Below are 16,711 nucleotides of genomic sequence, written 5' to 3'. Positions count from 1 at the left end.
GCGCATGACCGCCGAACCGATCCGCCTCGCCGTCGTCGGCCTGGGCGCCATGGGCACCCGGATGCTGACGGCGGCGCGGGCACATCCCGACTACACCGTCGTCGCGGGCGTCGACGTCGCGCCACGCGCGCTCGACGTCCCCGTCGTCACCTCGCTCGCCGAGGTGCTGTCCGAAGTGGACGCGGTGTACGTGTCGACCCCGCCCGCCACGCACGCCGGGCTCGTGCTGGAGGCGTTCGCCGCGGGCAAGGCGGTGTTCTGCGAGAAGCCGCTCGCCGTCGACCTCGGCGAGGCGCGCGCGATGGCCGAAGCCGCGGAAGGACGGACCAGCGCCGTCAACTTCGCGCTGTCGGACATGGCCGGCACCATCGAGGTCGAACGCCGGCTGCCCGAACTGGGCGCGCTGCGGGGTGTGGAGATCCGGCTGCAGTTCCCGCGCTGGCCCAGGGCGTTCCAGGAGGGCGCGACCTGGCTCGCGCGGTCCGAGCAGGGCGGGTTCGTGCGGGAGGTCCTGTCGCACTTCGTCTACCTGACCGACCGGTTGCTCGGCCCGCTCACCGTCGAGTCGGTGTCGTCGGACTTCCCCGAGCCGGGAGCCGCCGAGGTGGCGGCACGCGGCCTGCTGCGCGGCGGCGGGGTGCCGGTGCACGTGTCGGCGTTCTCCGGGCTGGCAGGCCCCGAGGTCTACGAGTGGACGGTCTGGGGTACCGAGAGGTCGTTGCGGCTCAGCCAGTGGGCGGCGCTGTCCACGTCGGACGGTGGCGCGTGGGAGCCGGTCCCGTTGGAGCAGACCGGGTCGGACCACTCGCGGCTCACGCTCTTCGCGCGGGCGCTGCGCGGCGAGCACCCGCCGCACCTGGCGGACTTCGCGAGCGGCCTGCGGGTGGCCGAGGTGGTCGAAGCCTTCCTGCGGTGAACCACCGCGGGAAGGCACCGGGACGTCAGCCGAGGACCTCGCGGAGCTTGACGGCGAACTCCTCCGGCTTGCCCGCGTAGCCGAACTCGCCGCCGAGGAACCCGCCGTGGTGGCTGGGGAACACGACGGCCTCCTGCCCGAGCAGCTTCGCCGCGTGCACGGCGGTGCGCGCGGTGAACGCGTCGCCCGTCTCCTCACCGACCGCGATCACGACACGGGTGGACGCGGCGTTGAGCGCGCCGGCCTTCAGCTCGTAGTCGGTGACGGCGAGCGAGGCGGTGCCCAGCAACGGGTCGTCGCGCTTGCCGTCGTCCTCGGCGGGCATGCCCATCTCCGCGGGGTCCGCCGGCGGCTGCGCGAAGTACCCGTCGGTGTACTCGCCCTGGTGCGAGCTCATCCGCATGAACTCCGCCATGCCCGCGCCCCAGCCCTTGGCCTGGTACGCCTCGATGAAGGCGTCCCGGGCCCGCCGCGCGAGGGCCGCGTCCGGCAGGACGTCGATGAGCGGCGGCTCGTGCGCGACGAGCGTGACGACGTCGTCCGGGTAGGTGGCGACGAGCGCCAGCGCGGTGACGGCGCCGCCGCTGGACGCGAACAGGTCGACCGGGCCGCCGACGGCCTGGATCACCGCGTGCACGTCCGCCGCCTGCACCTCGGGGTTGTTGTCGGTGCGGCCGTCGGACCGGGTGCTCCTGCCGATGCCGCGCGGGTCGTAGGTGATCACCTTGCGGTCCGGGAACCGCGCGCGCAGGGCCGTGAAGCCGCTCGCGTCCATCGGCTGGCCGATCATCATCAGCGGACGGCCCTCGCCGCTCACGTCGTAGGTGATCGCGGCGTCGCCGGTGTCGAGAACATGCGATTCCATCGTGGTCTCCCCAGTCGGATCGGGTCGGAACAGCGTAGTCACCGGGACGACCGGCGCAGCCTGGAGCGGACGGCGAACCCCGCCGCCGCCACCAGCACCACCACCAGCGCCACCCACGAGAACTCCGCGAGGTAGTGCTCGGCCGCCTCGCCCAGCAGGTAGACGACGGCGGTCGTGCCCCCGGCCCACGCCAGCCCGCCGGTGGCGTTGGCCAGCAGGAACTTGCCGTAGTGCAGGCCCATCGTCGCCGCGAGCGGACCGGACAGGATGCGCAGCAGCGCCACGAACCGGCCGAAGAACACCGCCCAGGCGCCGAACCTGTGGAACACCCCTCTGGCGCGGTCGATCTTGGCGGGGCTGAAGTGGCGCGGGAACTTCTCGCCGGCCCAGCCGAAGATCCGCGGCCCGAAGCGCTTGCCGAGCGCATAGCCGATGCTGTCGCCGATGACCGCCCCGGCCGTGGCGGAGGCGCCGACCACCCACGGCGAGACGCCGTCGTGGTGCGAGGCCATCAACGCGGCCGTGATGAGCACGATCTCGCCGGGCACCGGGACGCCGACGCTCTCGATGCCCACCACCAGGCCCACGACGACGTAGACCAGCAGCGGTGGGACAGTGTGGAGCCACTGCGCGAGCACGACCGCGATCTTCCCCCAAACGGACGGTACCGGCCATGCGGCAAAGTGATCACGAAACAGCGTGGTCTCGGTAAGCTCGTGATCAACCGGACTAGGGGGCGGTCGTGGCGAGCCAGCTCGGCTCACTGCTGCGTCAGTGGCGGCAGCGGGCGGGATTGAGCCAGGAGGCGCTCGCGCAGCGCGCCACCGTGGGCATCCGCACGGTGCGCGGACTGGAGACCGGCGAACGGACGGACCCGCGCATGGGCACCGTGCGCGCACTGGCCGACGCGCTGGAGCTGACCGGCGCCGAACGCGCCGAGCTGTTCGCGGCGGCGGGCAGGGACGAGCCACCGGTCGCCGCACCGGCGCGGTTCGACCCGCTGCACGAGACGGTCGAGACCCTCAAGGTCGCGATCGAGGCGCGCTGGCGGCGCGAGGAGGAGCAGCGGCAGGTCCACGACCCGGTGCCGCTGCCGGTGCGGTGGGACGCGGCGCCGGAGGCGTTGCGGGACAGCTGGCTCAACATCGGCGGCGAGGCCGGCCTCGCCGGACGGCTCGACCAGGTGGTCGAGGTCTACCGGCGGGTGCCGTCGAAACGGCTCGTCGTGCTCGGCAGGGCCGGATCGGGCAAGACCGTGCTGACGACCCGGTTCGTCCTCGACCTGCTGGCGGCGCGGGACACGGCCGACCCGGTCCCGGTGATCTTCGGCCTCGGCTCGTGGCACCCCGGCCGCGTCGGGCTGCGCGACTGGCTCGCCGAGCAGCTGATCCGCGAGTACCCGTTCCTGTCGGCGCCCGGCCCCGGCGGCACCCTCGCGTCGACGCTCGTCGACTCCCAGCGGGTGCTGCCGGTGCTCGACGGGTTCGACGAGATCGCGACGGGCCTGCACCGGTCCGCGCTCCTCGCGCTGAACGCCACGACGCTGCCGTTGCTGCTGACCAGCCGCGTCGACGAGTACCGCGACGCCGTGGCCGGCACCGACGTGCTGACGTCGGCCGCCGCGGTCGTGCTCGCCGACCTCACCGCCGACGACCTCGCCGGCTACCTGCCCCGCACCACCCGCAGGACCGGGCCGGGCGGCAGCGCCTGGAAACCCGTCCTCGACGAGGTGCGCGCGGGCGGGCCGCTGGCCGAGGTGCTGACCACGCCGTTGATGGTGTCGCTGGCCCGGCGCGTCTACAGCGACACGCCCGACCACGACCCGGCGGCGCTGCTCGCGCTCGGCACACCGGACGAGATCGAACGGCACCTGCTCAGCAGCTTCGTGCCCGCCGTCTACGGGCCGGCGCGGGCCGCACGCGTGCGGCCGTGGCTCACCCACCTCGCCGAGCACCTGACCCGGCTCGGCACCCACGACATCGCCTGGTGGCAGTTCGGCACGTCGGCGCGGGTGACCGGGCTGGCGGTCGGTGTCGCGGTCGGTGTCGCGGACCTCGTGTTCGACACCCTCCTGGCAGGGCAGGTGATGCTGCAGCTGTGGCTGTTCGCGGTGATGATCGGGCTGGTCACCGGCGGGATCTTCGGGCTCGCCCACCGGTTCGTGGTGCTCAGGACCCCGCTGCAGCCCGTGCGGACCCGGCTGCGGCTGCGCGGCCGGGCCGGGAGGCGGGTGTGGTCGCGGGCGCTGCTCGGGCTGGCGTTCGGCGGTGCGGTCGGCGCGGCGTACGGGCTGGTCCGCAGGCTGGCGTACTGGATGGTCACGCCGGAGTCCGCGATGACGCGGGAGGTGTTCGTGGACGCCGGAGCGTTCGCGCTGGTGTTCGGGCTGGGCGCCGCGCTGGTGCTGGGCCTCGTCGCCGCGCTGGAGGCGCCGTTGGACGTCCGGGCGGCGCTCAGTCCCGAGGGGCTGCTGAGGTCGAACCGGCGGGCGGTGCTGCTCCTGGTGATGATGATGGTGCCGGTCTTCGCGGTGTTCGTCGTGGCCGCCACCGGGGTCGTCACGAGCGGGCTGGCCGCGTTGCGGTTCGCCGTCGTGTGGGAGCCGCCGACGGCGCTCGCGATCGGGCTCGTCGGCGGTATCGGCGGCGGGCTCGCGTACGTGCTGAGCCTGACGGCGTGGGGGCAGTGGGTGGTGTTCGCGCGCGTCTGGCTACCGCTGACCGGGCGTCTGCCGTGGCGCGTGACGGCGTTCCTCGACGACGCCTACCGGCGTGGCGTGCTGCGCCGCGCGGGTGCGGTCTACCAGTTCCGGCACGCCCGGCTCCAGGAACATTTCGCGCGTTCCCGCTGATCAGACCGACCGGCCACGAGTGGCCGGTCGGCTGGCCTGGTGACCGTGCCGCCCGGCTGTGATCGTTCGGACCGTGTCAGGCAACGAGTCACCCGGTGGGGTCAACTGGGAGGCGTACAGCCACGAAGAGCTCCACCGGATGCTGTGGCAGGACGCCGACGTAGCGGATGTGAGCACGGTCGCCGACGAGTGGACGCGGCACCGGGCTGCCCTGGACGCGCACGCGGAGGTGCTGAGGGAACAACGGGCCGCGCTCCTGGAGGGGTGGAGCGGGGCCGCCGCCGAGGAGGCGGCCGCACGCCTCGCGGCGCTCGCCGAACGGGTCGGGAAGATCAGCGAGCTGGCCGCGGCGGGACAGCGGGCCGCGCAGGACTCCGCCGACGCGCTGGCCGCGGCGCGGGCGGCGATGCCCGCGCCACCGGACACGACGACCCAGGCGTTCGCGGGGTTCCCCGTCTCGTTCGCGCCACCCCCGTCCCCGGCTTCGTACCTGCCGTCGTCCCCGGCGTCGTACCTGCCGGCCACGTCTCCGGCGTCGTACCTGCCGTCGTCGTTCATGCCCTCGTCGTTCTCGGTCCCCAGCGCGCCGACGATGCCCGCGGGGGTCACCTCGGGGTTCTACTTCTACTTCGGCGCCTCGTCGGCCGACCAGCAGAAGGCGCAGGCGGTCCGCACGATGCAGACCTACGAGTCCAGCCTCAACGGCAGCGGCCGGCTCATCGACACCGCCAAGGCGGGCGTCCCGCAGGCCGCCGCGCCGCGTCCGGCATCGTCATCGGTGGCGACCGTGCGCACACCCAGCTCCGGCGGCGTGCCGTGGCAGCAGCTCGTGGGCGGCGGAGCACGGGGCTCGGTGGCCGCTGTCGCCACACCCGCCGGCCAGCCGCAGCAGATGACCCCGGGACCGCGGACCGGCGTGATGGCCGGGCAGGCGATGGGCGCCACCACGACCGGCGCCGTCACCGCGGAGACCCGCGCCACCGCCCAGCACAACGGCATGGCCGCGGCTCCGGCCGGTGGCGCGCGCAAGGACGACGACCAGCTGCACGAGAACCAGATGCCGACGCTCGACCACGACCTGTTCGCCGTGACGGGGACCGTGGCGCCCGCTGTGATCGGGGAGGACCAGTGACCGGGTACGAGGTGTCGCCGGAGCTGCTGCAGGACCGGGTCAGGACCCTGACCAGGCTCGCGGAGCTGACCGGCGACCTGGTGGCGACCGCGAGCAGGCTGGCGGAGCGGCACCCGCTGCTCGGCACCGCGCCGCCCGCGCAAGACCTGTCGCGGCGGTTGCAGGACGCCGGGTCGGGGCTCGCGGGGGAGGTCGGTGCCGCCGAACGGGAGGTGCGCGAGTTCCGCCGGATGCTCGCCGAGATCGGCACCGCCTACACCGACACCGACGAGGAACAGGCGCGGAAGGCGGCCAGGTGATCGCGTTCGACCTGGTCGAGATGGACCTCCTCGCCACCCACGCCGGTGTGCGCTGGCCGTTCCCGCTGCGGGTGCCGTCGTTCGGGCGGCTCGCCGGCGAACGCGCGGCGCTGCTCGCCGAGGCGGGGCACGGCCTGCAGGCACGCGGCCTGGCCGAACCGCACGGGCCGGTCGGCCTGGCGGCGGAGCTGGTCACGGCGCTGCACGAGCACACCGCCGCGGTGGATCTCGTGACAGCGGACATCGGCGCCGTGGCGATGGTCCACGGCGACGACGCACTGGTGTGCACGCAGACCGGCAGCACGGTCCGCGTGACGCGGGTCGAGGCGGAGACGCTCGGCGACGAGCTGGTGGCGTTGCTGCCGGTGCTGCCGCCCGCCTCGATGATGCCGATCACCCTGCCGCCCGGCGCTCCGCTCGAACTGGAGGTCGTCGCCGCGGGTCAGGCCGGGGTGGCCGGGGGAGAACGCCGGGAGGTGTCCTGGCTGGACGGGGTGAACGGCAGGGTCGGGGTCGGGGTCGGCCACGACGGGTGGGTCAGCGTGAACCCGTTGCGACATCAGGACCTGGTTCGTGCCATCGGAGAGCTCGCCGCCGCGGCGCGGGCGCGGTAGAGGGGGAGAAGTGGATCCAGCACAGTGGCTGGCGGACTACCGGGGACGGCTGGAGCAGGTCGCGCACCAGGCGCGGCAGGCCAGCGCGGGACTCGCCGAGGCGGGCGCCAGCGCCACCTCGCCGCGCGGGGAGGTGACCGTGACGGTCAACGCGGGCGGCGTGCTCGGTGACGTCGCGCTGACGCCCGCGGCCCGCAGGCTCGACGTCGACACGCTGGCGATGCTCATCGTCAGCACGGCGCGCGAGGCGCAACGGATCGCCGGGGCGCGGATGGCCGAGGTGATGGCGGGCTACCTGGGTGAGGGCGAGGCCCTGGACGAGGTCACGAGGCACCTGCCGGAGGCCGTCCGGTGAGCACCCCTGACAACTTCACGGTCGACCACGAGCAGCTGCGCGGGCACGCCGCGACGCTCGCCGGGTACGCGGACCAGCTGTCCGCGACCGCGGCGCGGATGCCCGACCGGCTCGGCCAGGAGCTGGGGTCGTTCGCGCAGTTCCTCGCCGCCGGACTCGGTGGCGCGATGGGCCGGACCCGGACGGCGTTCGGCGATGTCGCGTCCACTTTGGACAAGGTGAGCATCGGCGTGCGGCAGACCGCCGACGCCTACCAGCGCACCGACGACGGCAACGCCGCGAGCTTCACGGGGGTGGACCGGTGACGACGACGGACGCGGGCACGATCGCCGCACTGCTCGAAGAGCTGCGCACCACCACCAGCGCCATCGCGGGCGACGAGTGGCTGTCGCAGGACCTCGCGGCCACGCCCAAGGCCCCGGTCTCCGCGCTCGGCGAGGACGGGAAACCGTTGCAGGCGCTGGACAGCGCGGGCGTCGGGTTCCTCACGCCGATGGTCTCGTTCCTGGAAGAGCCGTTGCGGCAGCTGCAAGGCGACCCCGGCGGCGTGGAGCAGGGCGCGGGTGACCTGCGGAACGCGAGCACGTCCGCCGCCGCCCTCGCGGAGAGCTACCGGGAGAAGGCGAGCAGCGAGACCAGCGGCTGGTCGGGGCAGAGCGCCACCGACTACCTCCAGACCGGTCAGCAGCTCGTCGACGGCGTGCTGTCGATCGCCGAGACCGCGCTCACCAACGCGACGGCGCTGATCAAGGCGGGCGAGGTGGTCGCCCAGGTCGCCGCCGAGGTGACGCGGCTGGTCACCGAGGCCGTCGGCAAGATCGTGCCGATCATGACGCAGGCCGTCGCGGCGGCGGCGGTGACGTTCGGGCAGAGCATCGCCGCGGCCATCCCGCAGTGCGTGCAGATCGCCGTCGACTGCGGCCTGCGGATCGCCGCCAAGCTCGGCGAGCTGCTCGCGAGCGGCGAGAACCTGATCAAGCTCGTCGAGGGTGCCGCGGCCGTGCTGACGATCGTGAAGCAGTCGATGTCGGTGATCGGGGAGCTGGCCCAGGGCGGTTCAGCCCCGAGCACCACGGCCGAGCTGCCGACCGTCTCGGAGCAGGAGGAGGACCCCGAGGAGGCGGCCGTGGTCTGAGCCGCGCAACGGCGGACAACCCGCCTACGTCCGGTCGATGCGCTGCGCCGCCGCGATGAAGATCGCGGCCGGGATTCTCCGAGAACGCACGCGCTTACTAGGCGCTGCGTCAGAGATTCTGTCCCGTCACCCGCCGCACACCTGCCCGTGTGTCACCCACCCAGTGGTTCCCGCCTCCTCCGCGTGACGTGGCTTTAGTACGCGGGGACCCCGCGTAGGCCGTGACAGGACGAAAGGGCCCCGCGTGCGGCAGGGGAAAACGCGAAAGAGAGTTGCGACTGGGGTGGGGTGTTGCGGAGAGTGCTTGTGGAGCGAGATCAGAAGGGAAAATGGTGGCTGAGGGATCTCCGTCGGTCCCTTGGGACGGTAACCGTGTGCGTTCGTCGTCGGATATGGCGGTGTCGTTCGTGTTTACGAGGCCAGGGGTAGGAAGTAGACGAGTGTGTCGTCCACGCCGTCGAGGCCGATGACGTCGTGGGCGAGGTCGTCGTAGAAGCCGCCGACCAATCCGGTGCGGATGTTTCCGTGTGCGGCGGTGACGGTGAGGTTTTGGGCCAGATGCCCGGCTTCGGTGAACGCGAACCTGAGCGCGCGCAGCCCGTAGGACTCGCGCAGCAGTCCTATTCGGACGTAGAGGGCCAGCACGGCGGGTGTCCCGGTCAGTTCGGTCCTGTCCTTGCCGAACCACATGGAGGTGGCTTCCAGGTCGTCGACCGACGGCGCGTCACCGAGGCGGATCAACGTCCGGTTCGTCTCGTCGACCTCGTACCGGCCGGGCGCCAGGCCGTCGACGTCGAGCGCGATCAGCCTGAGCCGGGCGCAGTACCGGGCGCCCGCGCTCGGGTACGGCCTCCTGCCGTCGCTGGGGGCCATCGCCGTCCACAGCATCGTGCCCAGCTGGTCGGCGGTCAGGGTGCCCTGAAGTTCGCGGCTCGTCCTGCGGGCGCGGAATGCCGACGCGAGCATCTCGTCCACAGTGGACTGAAGCGGGACGGTCGGTAGCCAGGGGGCGAACTGCGGTGCGGGCGCCGGTGTGCGGGGGAGCTGGTCGCCGAAGCCGGGCAGGAACTTGCTGGCCTCCAGGTACCGGCGGTCGGGGGCGGTGGCGCCGTCGGCGTGGAAGTCGGTGAGGCCGGTGGGGGACAGCGCCGCGGCCGCGGTGGTCCAGCAGACCAGGCGTTCCTCGTTCGGGCCGATGCCCAGGCGGTTGAGGAGCATGTGCAGCTGGGAGGCCCAGACGTGCGGGAGCCAGGTGCCCAGCTCCTCCCGTGCCGCGCGGACCTCGCCGGCCCAGTGCGCGAGGACGCCGGTCGGGTCGCGGTGCCACCGGTCGGCCAGGTCCTGGCCGCGCTGGGCGAGCAGCTGGTGCGCGGCCAGGTGGCTGCCGATCGTGGGGGCGGGGGCCCACTCGGTGACGGTGCGCCAGCCCGTGCCCAGGGTGCGCAGCCACGACGCGGCCTGCGGCAGGTCGAGGCCGAGCGCCTTGGCGGTCGTCATCGTGAGCTGGAGGGCGGCGGTGAGGCGGCCGCTCTCCGTGCGGGCCGCCTGGAGGACCGCGACGGCCACCTCGGTGCTGCGGCAGAAGAGGCGCTCGGCCACGGGAAGCGCGGCCGGGCCGCCGTACCGGGCCGTCTCCGGCACGTACTCGACCTCGCGGACGTCGCCGTGCGGCAGCCAGCCCGGTTCGTCGGCGGTGGTGGCGAAGTCCTGGGCGGCGACGAGGTCCGCCAGCTCGGACCGCAGGTCACCGGGATCGCCCTGGACCCGGACGCGCAGGTGCGGCCCGGTCTCCCAGTACCGCAGGAAGAACCACTCGCGGCCCGCCATCAGGGGCGCGAGGGAGTCGGCGACGAACGTGTCGACGTCGGCGCGCTTCCAGTTCACCCTGCAGTGCAGGCCGGTCCAGGTCACAGCTGCTCCAACGGGATCAGGGGAACGGGTGGGGGTGCGGGTTGCGCAGCTCGGGCAGTCGCGTGACACCGCGCGTGCGGCGGTGCCGGTGGCCGAACGTCATCGGCAGCGTTCCCGGCACGATCACCTTCGCCGAGTGCAGGCCCAGGCGGCTCGCCGTCACCGGGTCGGTCTGGTCGACCGCGATCACCTCCAGCCGATCGGCGTAGTGGCCGAGCAGCTCTTCGAGGCTCGTGTGGTCCCGCTCGTCCACCAGTTCGGTCGTCTCGTCGCCGACCAGGAAGTCGTGGCGGGCGGCGGCTTCCGGCAGCGTGTTGACCGCGACGTGGTCGTCCATCGACCGGACCTGGAAGGGGTCTTCGAACAGCTGCCGCAGCCGCTGCTCGGCGTAGAGGTCCGGGTTCGCGCGGACGCGGTCGGGGAACGACTCGACGTCCACGGCCACCTCGACCGCCGCCGACCGCATCGCCCGAAGCGGGTCCGGACTGGCCCCGGCGGCGAAGAACGTTCCCGCGCCCCTCGCCAGGGTGAGCACCGCGGGGATGCCGAGATCGTTGGTGGCGTTGAGGAAGAGCAGTTCGTAGCCGCGTTCTTCGAGCCGGTCCGCGAGGTGGTGCAGCAGCGGGTCGTCCGGGATCGAGAGCCGGGGCAACGGGGTCGCGGCGTACCAGGCCATCAGGAACGCGTCGCGTTCGGCCACCTCGAACAGGCCGTGCAGCACCGCTTCGGTGAGGCTGTTGCCGAGACCGCAGCCGTTGGACGTCTCGTGGACGAACCGGTGTTCCGGCGGGGTGTGGGCGCCGTAGTAGGCCACCTGCTCCGGCACCAGGACGGGCCGGTCGCCGGTGTAGGACCACGCCCGCGTCCACCGCATCCGGAGGTCCGGTGTGTAGCGCTGGTCGAAGTCGGCCAGGGCCAGGCGGCTCGGGTCCACCGCCTGGTCACCCAACTCGGCGAAGGACGCCACGGTTGTGCTCGGGTTCCTGGGACGCAGGCCGTTGAGGCGTTCCACCGCCTCGAAGATCGCCACGCGTTCGGCCTCCTCGAACGTGCTCGTGCGGCCGTAGCCCGCCGTGTGGTGGTCCAGTTCGGCGGTGACGGTGGCGAGCGGCAGGTGTCCGGTGCGGTAGAGGGCCGGGATGGGGCCGTAGCGGAAGTCCACCAACGTCCTGAGCTTGTCCACTGTGGTCAGGTCGTTGCGGGAGCGGAGCTGGTTCGGCTCGATCGACGTGTCCGGTGGCGGCACGTCCTCCGCGCAGCAGTGGAGCCGGTGCGTGGACACCATCGCCAGGTCGGTCCGGATGGCGACGACGGTGTGTTCCGCAGGTTGCAGCAACTCGACCAACGGGCGGAAGGCAGGGGCGACGAGCCCGCCGACGACGGCCTGGGGCGGTGCTCCGCTCACGGCCAGCCGCGCCTGCTCCGCCTGCCGTGCGCACTTCTCGCCAGTCGGCCCGATGACGACCAACCCTCCGTCTGTCGTCGTCATCGTTCGTCCACTGTGTACGCGACGAGTCCGGCGGCGGTCAGTTCCGGATCGAGGGAGAGCGGACTGACCCGCACCCCCGGCAGGAGTTCGAGGGCGCGCTGGAGCTTGTCCTCGTCGGGCCCGAAGCCCTGGACGTGCGCCGTGCCGTCACGGCCCGCCTGGGCGTGGGCGGCGGCTGCCAGGGCGGCGAACGCCACCGCGTCGGCGGCCGTGACCTCCACGGCCCAGGCCAGCACCCGTTGTCCCTGACGGACTTCCGCCCGGTAGGCGTCCTCGGCGAGCTTGCGGACGTCGACCACCGCAGGCCGTCCGAACCGCAGCGTCAGCGCCTTCCACCACCTGCGGGCGGTGCGGCCGGTGGTCCACTCGCCGGGCTCGGCGGGCTCACCGGGGACATACCGCGCGGCCAGCCGCAGGGCGGCGCCGCGGGCGTGGAGGTCGTCGACACCCAGCACGCCGTCGCACTTGATGGCGTTGAGCGCCGCGCGGAGCCTGGCCTCGTCGGCGGTGGTGCCGATGCCGAGGGCGTCGCCCGACAGCGCCAGGTTGACCGGGACCTGGGGGAGCGGGCCGAGCTCCGGCGTCTCGACCGGGCCCAGCTCCCGGTCGGTGAGGGCGTCCAGGCTGAACGGCCGGGGCGGTCCGGTGAGCAGCGGGTGGTAGGCCGAACGCAGCGGCCCGGTGCGGGCGACCAGCACCACCGGGAAGCCGTGGTCCTGCTCGGGCGCGTCCGCCAGGCCGGTCACCGCGCACGTGAGCCGGTGCACCGCCGCCGCCCCGACGAGAGCGGCGAGCACCTCGCCGGGGTCGCCGGTCAGCCCGAGCCGCGCGGCAATTCGGTTGATGACTTCAGTGTTGAATGAAGTGAACCCTTCGCGGGCGGGTAGCACATAACCGGCCTCCGCTCCAGAACCCGCTTGGACCACAAGGGTTCCGGTGGACAGCAAGAGTTCGTCGCTCGGACCGGCAGCACGGTGAACCCGCAGACCGACAGCTTCCGCGGAGCGCACGGCGGCGTCGGCGAGCAGCCCGTTCCCCGTCATGGTGACCACTCCGGCCCGCAGCCGTCGCCACGCGTCCACCGGGTCGGCAGCCACGGACTCCAGCCACGCGGCGACGTCCGGAGCCGGTCCGCCGGCACCCCACGGCTCCGGCATCGACACCAGCATGTCGTGGTCCCGCAACTGGTCCAGGATCGTCTCGACCGCCGCCCGGACGGCCGGTGCCGTGCCCTCGGGCACTCCCAGCGACTCCGGCGCAACGCCTTCGGACAGCCGTGGTTCGAGGCGCCGCCACAGCTCCCACAGCCCGCTGCCGCCGGTGATCGTGCAGCTCGACGCCCAGCCGCGCAGGTGCAGGCCGTCCGCGGTCCTGGTGGCCCGCACGACCGGGCGCAACCGCACCAGCACGGGCCTCACCCGGCCTTCGGCAGCGCGGCGAACTGGTCCTGCCAGGTGGTGCCGCACACCTGCTGAGCGGCGCGGCTCACCAGGTGTGCGGCGGCATAGCGCTCCATCGGCGTCACGTCGCTGATGGCGAGCAGCTGGTAGAGCACGTTGGTGCCCAGGCGGTAGACGGTCATGTTCCGCCGGATCGCGGGGTCGGTGAGGTCGGCGTTCCACAACGCGGTGTGGTAGTCGCTGAACTCGGAGCGCTCGCCGTAGTCGTAGCGGCGGACGGCGTCGGGATCGCCGATCCGGTGGGCGCGTTCGGCGTGGCGCGGGTTGACCTCGTCGAGCCGGCCCGCGTCGTACTCGGCCTCCGCGGCCAGCCGCACCGCGATCGTCCAGGTCTGCCAGGCGGCTTCCAGCCGGGAGGTGGGGTGGCCGAGCGCGACCCCGGCGACCAGCGCGCAGGCGGTCTCGGAGTGCTTGTCCCACACCGCGTCGAGCTTGCCGCGCACGGCGCCGGTCGGGTCGCTGGCCAGCAGGAAGTCCTCGACGTGGGAGAGGAACGAGTGGTAGCCGTACTGCAGGCCGCCGGGGTAACGGCTGGCGTGCACGGCCATCGCGGTCAGGGCCACGGTCGCACGGGGCGCGGCCAACGACTCGCGCAGCACGGGCACTCCCAGGCGCAGTCCCTCGAACCGCAACCTGATCTCCGCGTCCGGGAGCAGTTCGCGCAGCCGGTCGACCGACGTCGGTTCGATCCGCACGGAGTTGTTGGGGTACAACGGTGTGAACGGCGGCAGCAGCAGCTCGGCCACGGCGGCGGCACGGGCGTGGGAGAGCTGCTCGTCCTCGGACAGCTCCACTGTGGACGGATGTGCCGTCACGTAGGACCTGAGCAGGGTGGCGAGCAGCAGGGCAGCGGGCTCGGCCGACTGGCCGGACAGCCGCACCCGCACGTGCGGGCCGTGCAGCCAGTGGCGTTCGACGTGGCCCGCGACGCCGGGGAACGCCGACGTGACGGTGGCCAGGGCGGGCAGGACGCCGTCGCGCAGCAGCGGTGCCTTGACCGGGTCGTGGTAGTGGCAGACGACGTCGGTCATCCGGGCCTCCGGTAGGTCTCCGCGACCACCTCCAGCACCTGCCCCGACGGCACCGGCAGCGCCTCGGTGAGCCGCACCCGGCCGGGGTAGCGGGACAGCAGGCGCGGCAGGCAGTGCAGGTGCAGGGCGTTGGTCAGGTCGACGTACTGCGGTTTCGGGCCGTTGATCCTGGCCTCGAAGTCCTCGCGGGAGGTGATCTCGCCGCCGGTTCCCGCGAACAGCTGGGCGGGCAGGCCGTGCCGGGCGCGGAACGCCGTCACCTCGGCGACGCCGGACAACGTCAGCGCGTCGAAGTCCCACGAGCGGCGGGCCAGCAGCACGTCGCGGTAGCGCAGCTGTCCGGCGACGCGCACGCCGCCGGACTCCTCGACCGGTTGCAACGGCCGGAGGTCGGCGGCGCCGCACGTCAGGTCCGCGTGCAGGGCGGCGGACCGGTCGGGCAGCGAGATCGGCATGAGGTAGCCGAGGTAGAGGACGTCCACGACGGCGCCGGTGTCCTTGCGCCGCAACCGCAGCTCGTCGGCTTCCAGGTCGTGCACCACCTCGAACGCGTCCGGCGTGTGGTCGGCCCAGCGCGGGTCGTCGCCGATCTCCGCGCGGCCGAGCAGCGGGTGCAGGTTCGGGTTGAAGCCCTGCACCGGCCGGTACTCGGCGAACCCGCGTGGGAACACACCGTCCAAAGTGGCCCGGACCGTCGCGTACGCCTCGGGTGGCAGCAGGTCGAGGAACCGGCCGGGGAAGCGCCCGAACCCGTCGTAGACGTGGTTCACGACCAGCCCGCCGGGGAAGGGCTGGGCGAAGAACGAGTACGAGACGGGCCGGGTCTTCATCCACGACGGCAGCAGGTCGGCGGCGGCGGTGACGGCCTCGTCGGTGATCACGCCGTCCCGCACCAGGTCCGCCACCTGCGCGCGGCTGGCGCCGAGGCCGCCGGTCGGAGCGCCGGACATCGCGTCGTGCAGCAGGGGAGCGCAGGCGGCGAGCCGGGCGGTGCCGCCGCGGCCGAACTCCTTGACGAACCTGTCGCGCGCGTCCCGCCGGATCGCGAGGTGCCGGTCGAACAGCATGAGCAACGGCGTCAGCCCGGCCAGCGACCGGACGCCGTCGTAGCCGTGCGACCGGCCGAGGCGGACGGGCTCGGGCAGCACGACGTCCTCGCTCACGGGTGTCACGCCGGTCAGGTCGGCGCCGGCCAGCTCACCCAGCGACTCCCACGCGGCGAACAGCTCCGCCAGCGCTGCCGGTCGTGTGGCGGCGTCGAGATCGGCGAACTCGGCCGTGGCGCGGTGCAGGGCGAGGACCCGGTCGGCGATCGCGTTCCGTCCGGTGTCGCGCAGCCACGAGGCCAGCGCGAGGCAGGCGTGCGGGTCCTGCGGGTCCACCGGCAGCACCGGGACCAGCAGCTTGATGTCGAGCAGCAGCGCGACGTAGCCCTGTGCGCGGTCGGCCTCGCCGTCGGGCAGCCGGGTCGCGAGGGCGCTGGCCAGCTCGGACGGGCTGATGCCCTTGGGGTTCGCGGCGGTGAGGCCGACGAGGAACCGCAGCGGCGGGCTCGACGCCAGCTCGACCGTCTCCTCGACGCCGACGGACGCGCGCAGTGGCCCGGAGGCGGGGACGTCGCGGCGGAACAGCGTCCGCGCCGACTCCTCGTGCACGTCCGGTGCGAGGCGGTGCGGGTGGTCGAAGAGCAGGGCGCGGTCGGCGACGAGGGCGGCGACGAGCCGGGTCAGCAGCACCTGGCTGACGCGGGTCACGGCGACCGGTGTCCCCCACACCGGTTCCGGGGCGTCGGGGGACCAGGTCGCCCAGCCGACGGAGGCGTACCAGGACAGGGGGCTCGTCTTCGACGTCGCGCGCAGCGCGTACCGCAGCACGGACGGCTCGCCCTTGCGGGCACGGCGGCCGGTGGCCCCGGCGCGGGAGATCCCCTGCCACAGGTCACGTCCGCTCAGCGCGGCGGCACGCCGCACCGGCTCCTCGGCGCACAGCCCGGCGAGCACCTCGCGTTCGGCGGCCAGCGCCTCCGGCAGGCAGCGGCCGGCCTCGGCCGTCAGCGTGGCCCGTTCGTCCAGCAGCTCGAACCAGCGGCCGAGCCGCGGCACCCGCGCGACCAGGCCGGTGGCGGCGGCACGCAGGGCGGGACGCGGCGTCCGTCCGTTGTGGACGTCGCGGCGCAACGGCAGGAGCACCCTGCGGTCGAAGCCGCCCGCGCTGTCGTGCAGCTCCTCGCTCAGCGGACCGGCCAGTGCCAGCAGCTCGCTCTCGACGGCCGCCAGCGCCTCCACCACCCGCCGGAACGGCGCCGCACCGGCGGCGCCGTCCGGGTGCGGCAGGGCCGCCAGACGCACGAGGGCGTACGGCGCGACTTCTCCCTGCACGCGACCGGTCATGCCGGGGGGAGCTGGGGCTGGGTGCAGCTGCTGCAGGACGAGCTGCCGCAGGAACAGGACGAGGGGGCGCCGGACGCACCGGACTCGGGCAAGGCGACGGAGTCGCGCATCGAGGTGACCGCGAGCTCGCCGAGCTCCAGGTCGTCGAGGTCGAACGAAAGGTCCTTCATGCGGTGTCCTTCGCATCAAGTTGTGCCGAACCGGCCGGGGGTGGGCCGTTCCGACACGGTCGCAACGCGCGATACGGCACGGATCGCGCCTTG

General features: G+C 73.3%; 16 protein-coding genes. 8 read left to right on the top strand and 8 right to left on the bottom strand.

Annotated features, from left to right (window positions below; genetic code table 11):
• Nucleotides 1-4 precede the first annotated feature (4 nt).
• Nucleotides 5-916 carry a Gfo/Idh/MocA family protein gene (locus BLT23_RS08905; protein ID WP_090047446.1) on the top strand — a complete coding sequence of 304 codons (912 nt, stop codon included), beginning with the start codon at nt 5-7 and terminating at the stop codon, nt 914-916.
• A 25-nt stretch (nt 917-941) separates the two neighbouring features.
• Here the strand turns inward: BLT23_RS08905 and BLT23_RS08900 are convergent, their stop codons facing one another.
• Both BLT23_RS08900 and BLT23_RS08895 read right to left on the bottom strand, forming a co-directional pair.
• The gene (locus tag BLT23_RS08900) at nt 942-1,781 is read right to left on the bottom strand and encodes an alpha/beta fold hydrolase (protein WP_090047444.1); all 840 of its coding nucleotides are present in this window, start codon (nt 1,779-1,781) and stop codon (nt 942-944) included.
• A gap of 38 nt (nt 1,782-1,819) precedes the next feature.
• The gene (locus BLT23_RS08895; RefSeq protein WP_218133684.1) at nt 1,820-2,419 is read right to left on the bottom strand and encodes a DedA family protein; all 600 of its coding nucleotides are present in this window, start codon (nt 2,417-2,419) and stop codon (nt 1,820-1,822) included.
• A 104-nt stretch (nt 2,420-2,523) separates the two neighbouring features.
• Between BLT23_RS08895 and BLT23_RS08890 the strand changes: the two genes are divergently transcribed.
• The 7 genes from BLT23_RS08890 to BLT23_RS08860 all read left to right on the top strand — a co-directional run bounded on the left by BLT23_RS08890 (nt 2,524) and on the right by BLT23_RS08860 (nt 8,167).
• Nucleotides 2,524-4,632 (top strand): helix-turn-helix domain-containing protein, encoded by a 2,109-nt coding sequence (locus tag BLT23_RS08890; protein ID WP_090047442.1) that lies wholly within the window; start codon nt 2,524-2,526, stop codon nt 4,630-4,632.
• A 73-nt stretch (nt 4,633-4,705) separates the two neighbouring features.
• Nucleotides 4,706-5,764 carry a hypothetical protein gene (locus BLT23_RS08885; RefSeq protein ID WP_143035866.1) on the top strand — a complete coding sequence of 353 codons (1,059 nt, stop codon included), beginning with the start codon at nt 4,706-4,708 and terminating at the stop codon, nt 5,762-5,764.
• On the top strand, nt 5,761-6,063 hold the full coding sequence (locus BLT23_RS08880; protein ID WP_090047438.1) for a hypothetical protein: 303 nt from the start codon (nt 5,761-5,763) through the stop codon (nt 6,061-6,063). Before BLT23_RS08885 ends, BLT23_RS08880 begins: the two co-directional genes overlap by 4 nt.
• Nucleotides 6,060-6,677 (top strand): ESX secretion-associated protein EspG, encoded by a 618-nt coding sequence (locus BLT23_RS08875; protein WP_245743837.1) that lies wholly within the window; start codon nt 6,060-6,062, stop codon nt 6,675-6,677. Before BLT23_RS08880 ends, BLT23_RS08875 begins: the two co-directional genes overlap by 4 nt.
• A 10-nt stretch (nt 6,678-6,687) precedes the next feature.
• Nucleotides 6,688-7,032: a YbaB/EbfC family nucleoid-associated protein gene (locus tag BLT23_RS08870; protein WP_090047436.1), complete on the top strand. Its 345-nt coding sequence runs from the start codon at nt 6,688-6,690 to the stop codon at nt 7,030-7,032.
• Nucleotides 7,029-7,337, top strand: coding sequence for a WXG100 family type VII secretion target (locus tag BLT23_RS08865; protein ID WP_090047434.1), 309 nt, complete (start codon nt 7,029-7,031; stop codon nt 7,335-7,337). Before BLT23_RS08870 ends, BLT23_RS08865 begins: the two co-directional genes overlap by 4 nt.
• Nucleotides 7,334-8,167 (top strand): WXG100 family type VII secretion target, encoded by an 834-nt coding sequence (locus tag BLT23_RS08860; RefSeq protein ID WP_090047432.1) that lies wholly within the window; start codon nt 7,334-7,336, stop codon nt 8,165-8,167. The genes BLT23_RS08865 and BLT23_RS08860 overlap by 4 nt, the downstream gene beginning before the upstream one ends.
• Before the next feature lie 411 nt (nt 8,168-8,578).
• On the opposite strand, the gene BLT23_RS08855 is transcribed toward BLT23_RS08860, so the two are convergent.
• From BLT23_RS08855 to BLT23_RS39915, 6 genes are read right to left on the bottom strand one after another with little or no spacing between them, the layout of a single operon-like run.
• Complete coding sequence (locus BLT23_RS08855) at nt 8,579-10,078, bottom strand: thiopeptide-type bacteriocin biosynthesis protein (RefSeq protein ID WP_176946657.1); 1,500 nt, start codon at nt 10,076-10,078, stop codon at nt 8,579-8,581.
• 16 nt (nt 10,079-10,094) lie between these two features.
• The gene (locus BLT23_RS08850) at nt 10,095-11,567 is read right to left on the bottom strand and encodes a YcaO-like family protein (RefSeq protein ID WP_090047429.1); all 1,473 of its coding nucleotides are present in this window, start codon (nt 11,565-11,567) and stop codon (nt 10,095-10,097) included.
• The gene (locus BLT23_RS08845; RefSeq protein ID WP_218133683.1) at nt 11,564-12,976 is read right to left on the bottom strand and encodes a hypothetical protein; all 1,413 of its coding nucleotides are present in this window, start codon (nt 12,974-12,976) and stop codon (nt 11,564-11,566) included. The genes BLT23_RS08850 and BLT23_RS08845 overlap by 4 nt, the downstream gene beginning before the upstream one ends.
• Nucleotides 12,977-12,981: 5 nt before the next feature.
• Nucleotides 12,982-14,058: a hypothetical protein gene (locus tag BLT23_RS08840; protein WP_090047425.1), complete on the bottom strand. Its 1,077-nt coding sequence runs from the start codon at nt 14,056-14,058 to the stop codon at nt 12,982-12,984.
• Nucleotides 14,055-16,448, bottom strand: coding sequence for a lantibiotic dehydratase (locus tag BLT23_RS08835; protein ID WP_090047423.1), 2,394 nt, complete (start codon nt 16,446-16,448; stop codon nt 14,055-14,057). Before BLT23_RS08835 ends, BLT23_RS08840 begins: the two co-directional genes overlap by 4 nt.
• Nucleotides 16,445-16,618 carry a thiazolylpeptide-type bacteriocin gene (locus tag BLT23_RS39915; RefSeq protein WP_143035865.1) on the bottom strand — a complete coding sequence of 58 codons (174 nt, stop codon included), beginning with the start codon at nt 16,616-16,618 and terminating at the stop codon, nt 16,445-16,447. The genes BLT23_RS08835 and BLT23_RS39915 overlap by 4 nt, the downstream gene beginning before the upstream one ends.
• Between the last annotated feature and the right edge of the window lie 93 nt (nt 16,619-16,711).

This window comes from Lentzea fradiae (assembly GCF_900100955.1).
In the GTDB taxonomy this organism is placed as follows: domain Bacteria; phylum Actinomycetota; class Actinomycetes; order Mycobacteriales; family Pseudonocardiaceae; genus Lentzea; species Lentzea fradiae.
Note: the sequence above shows the minus strand (reverse complement) of the source record. Positions and strands in the feature narration are given on the sequence as shown.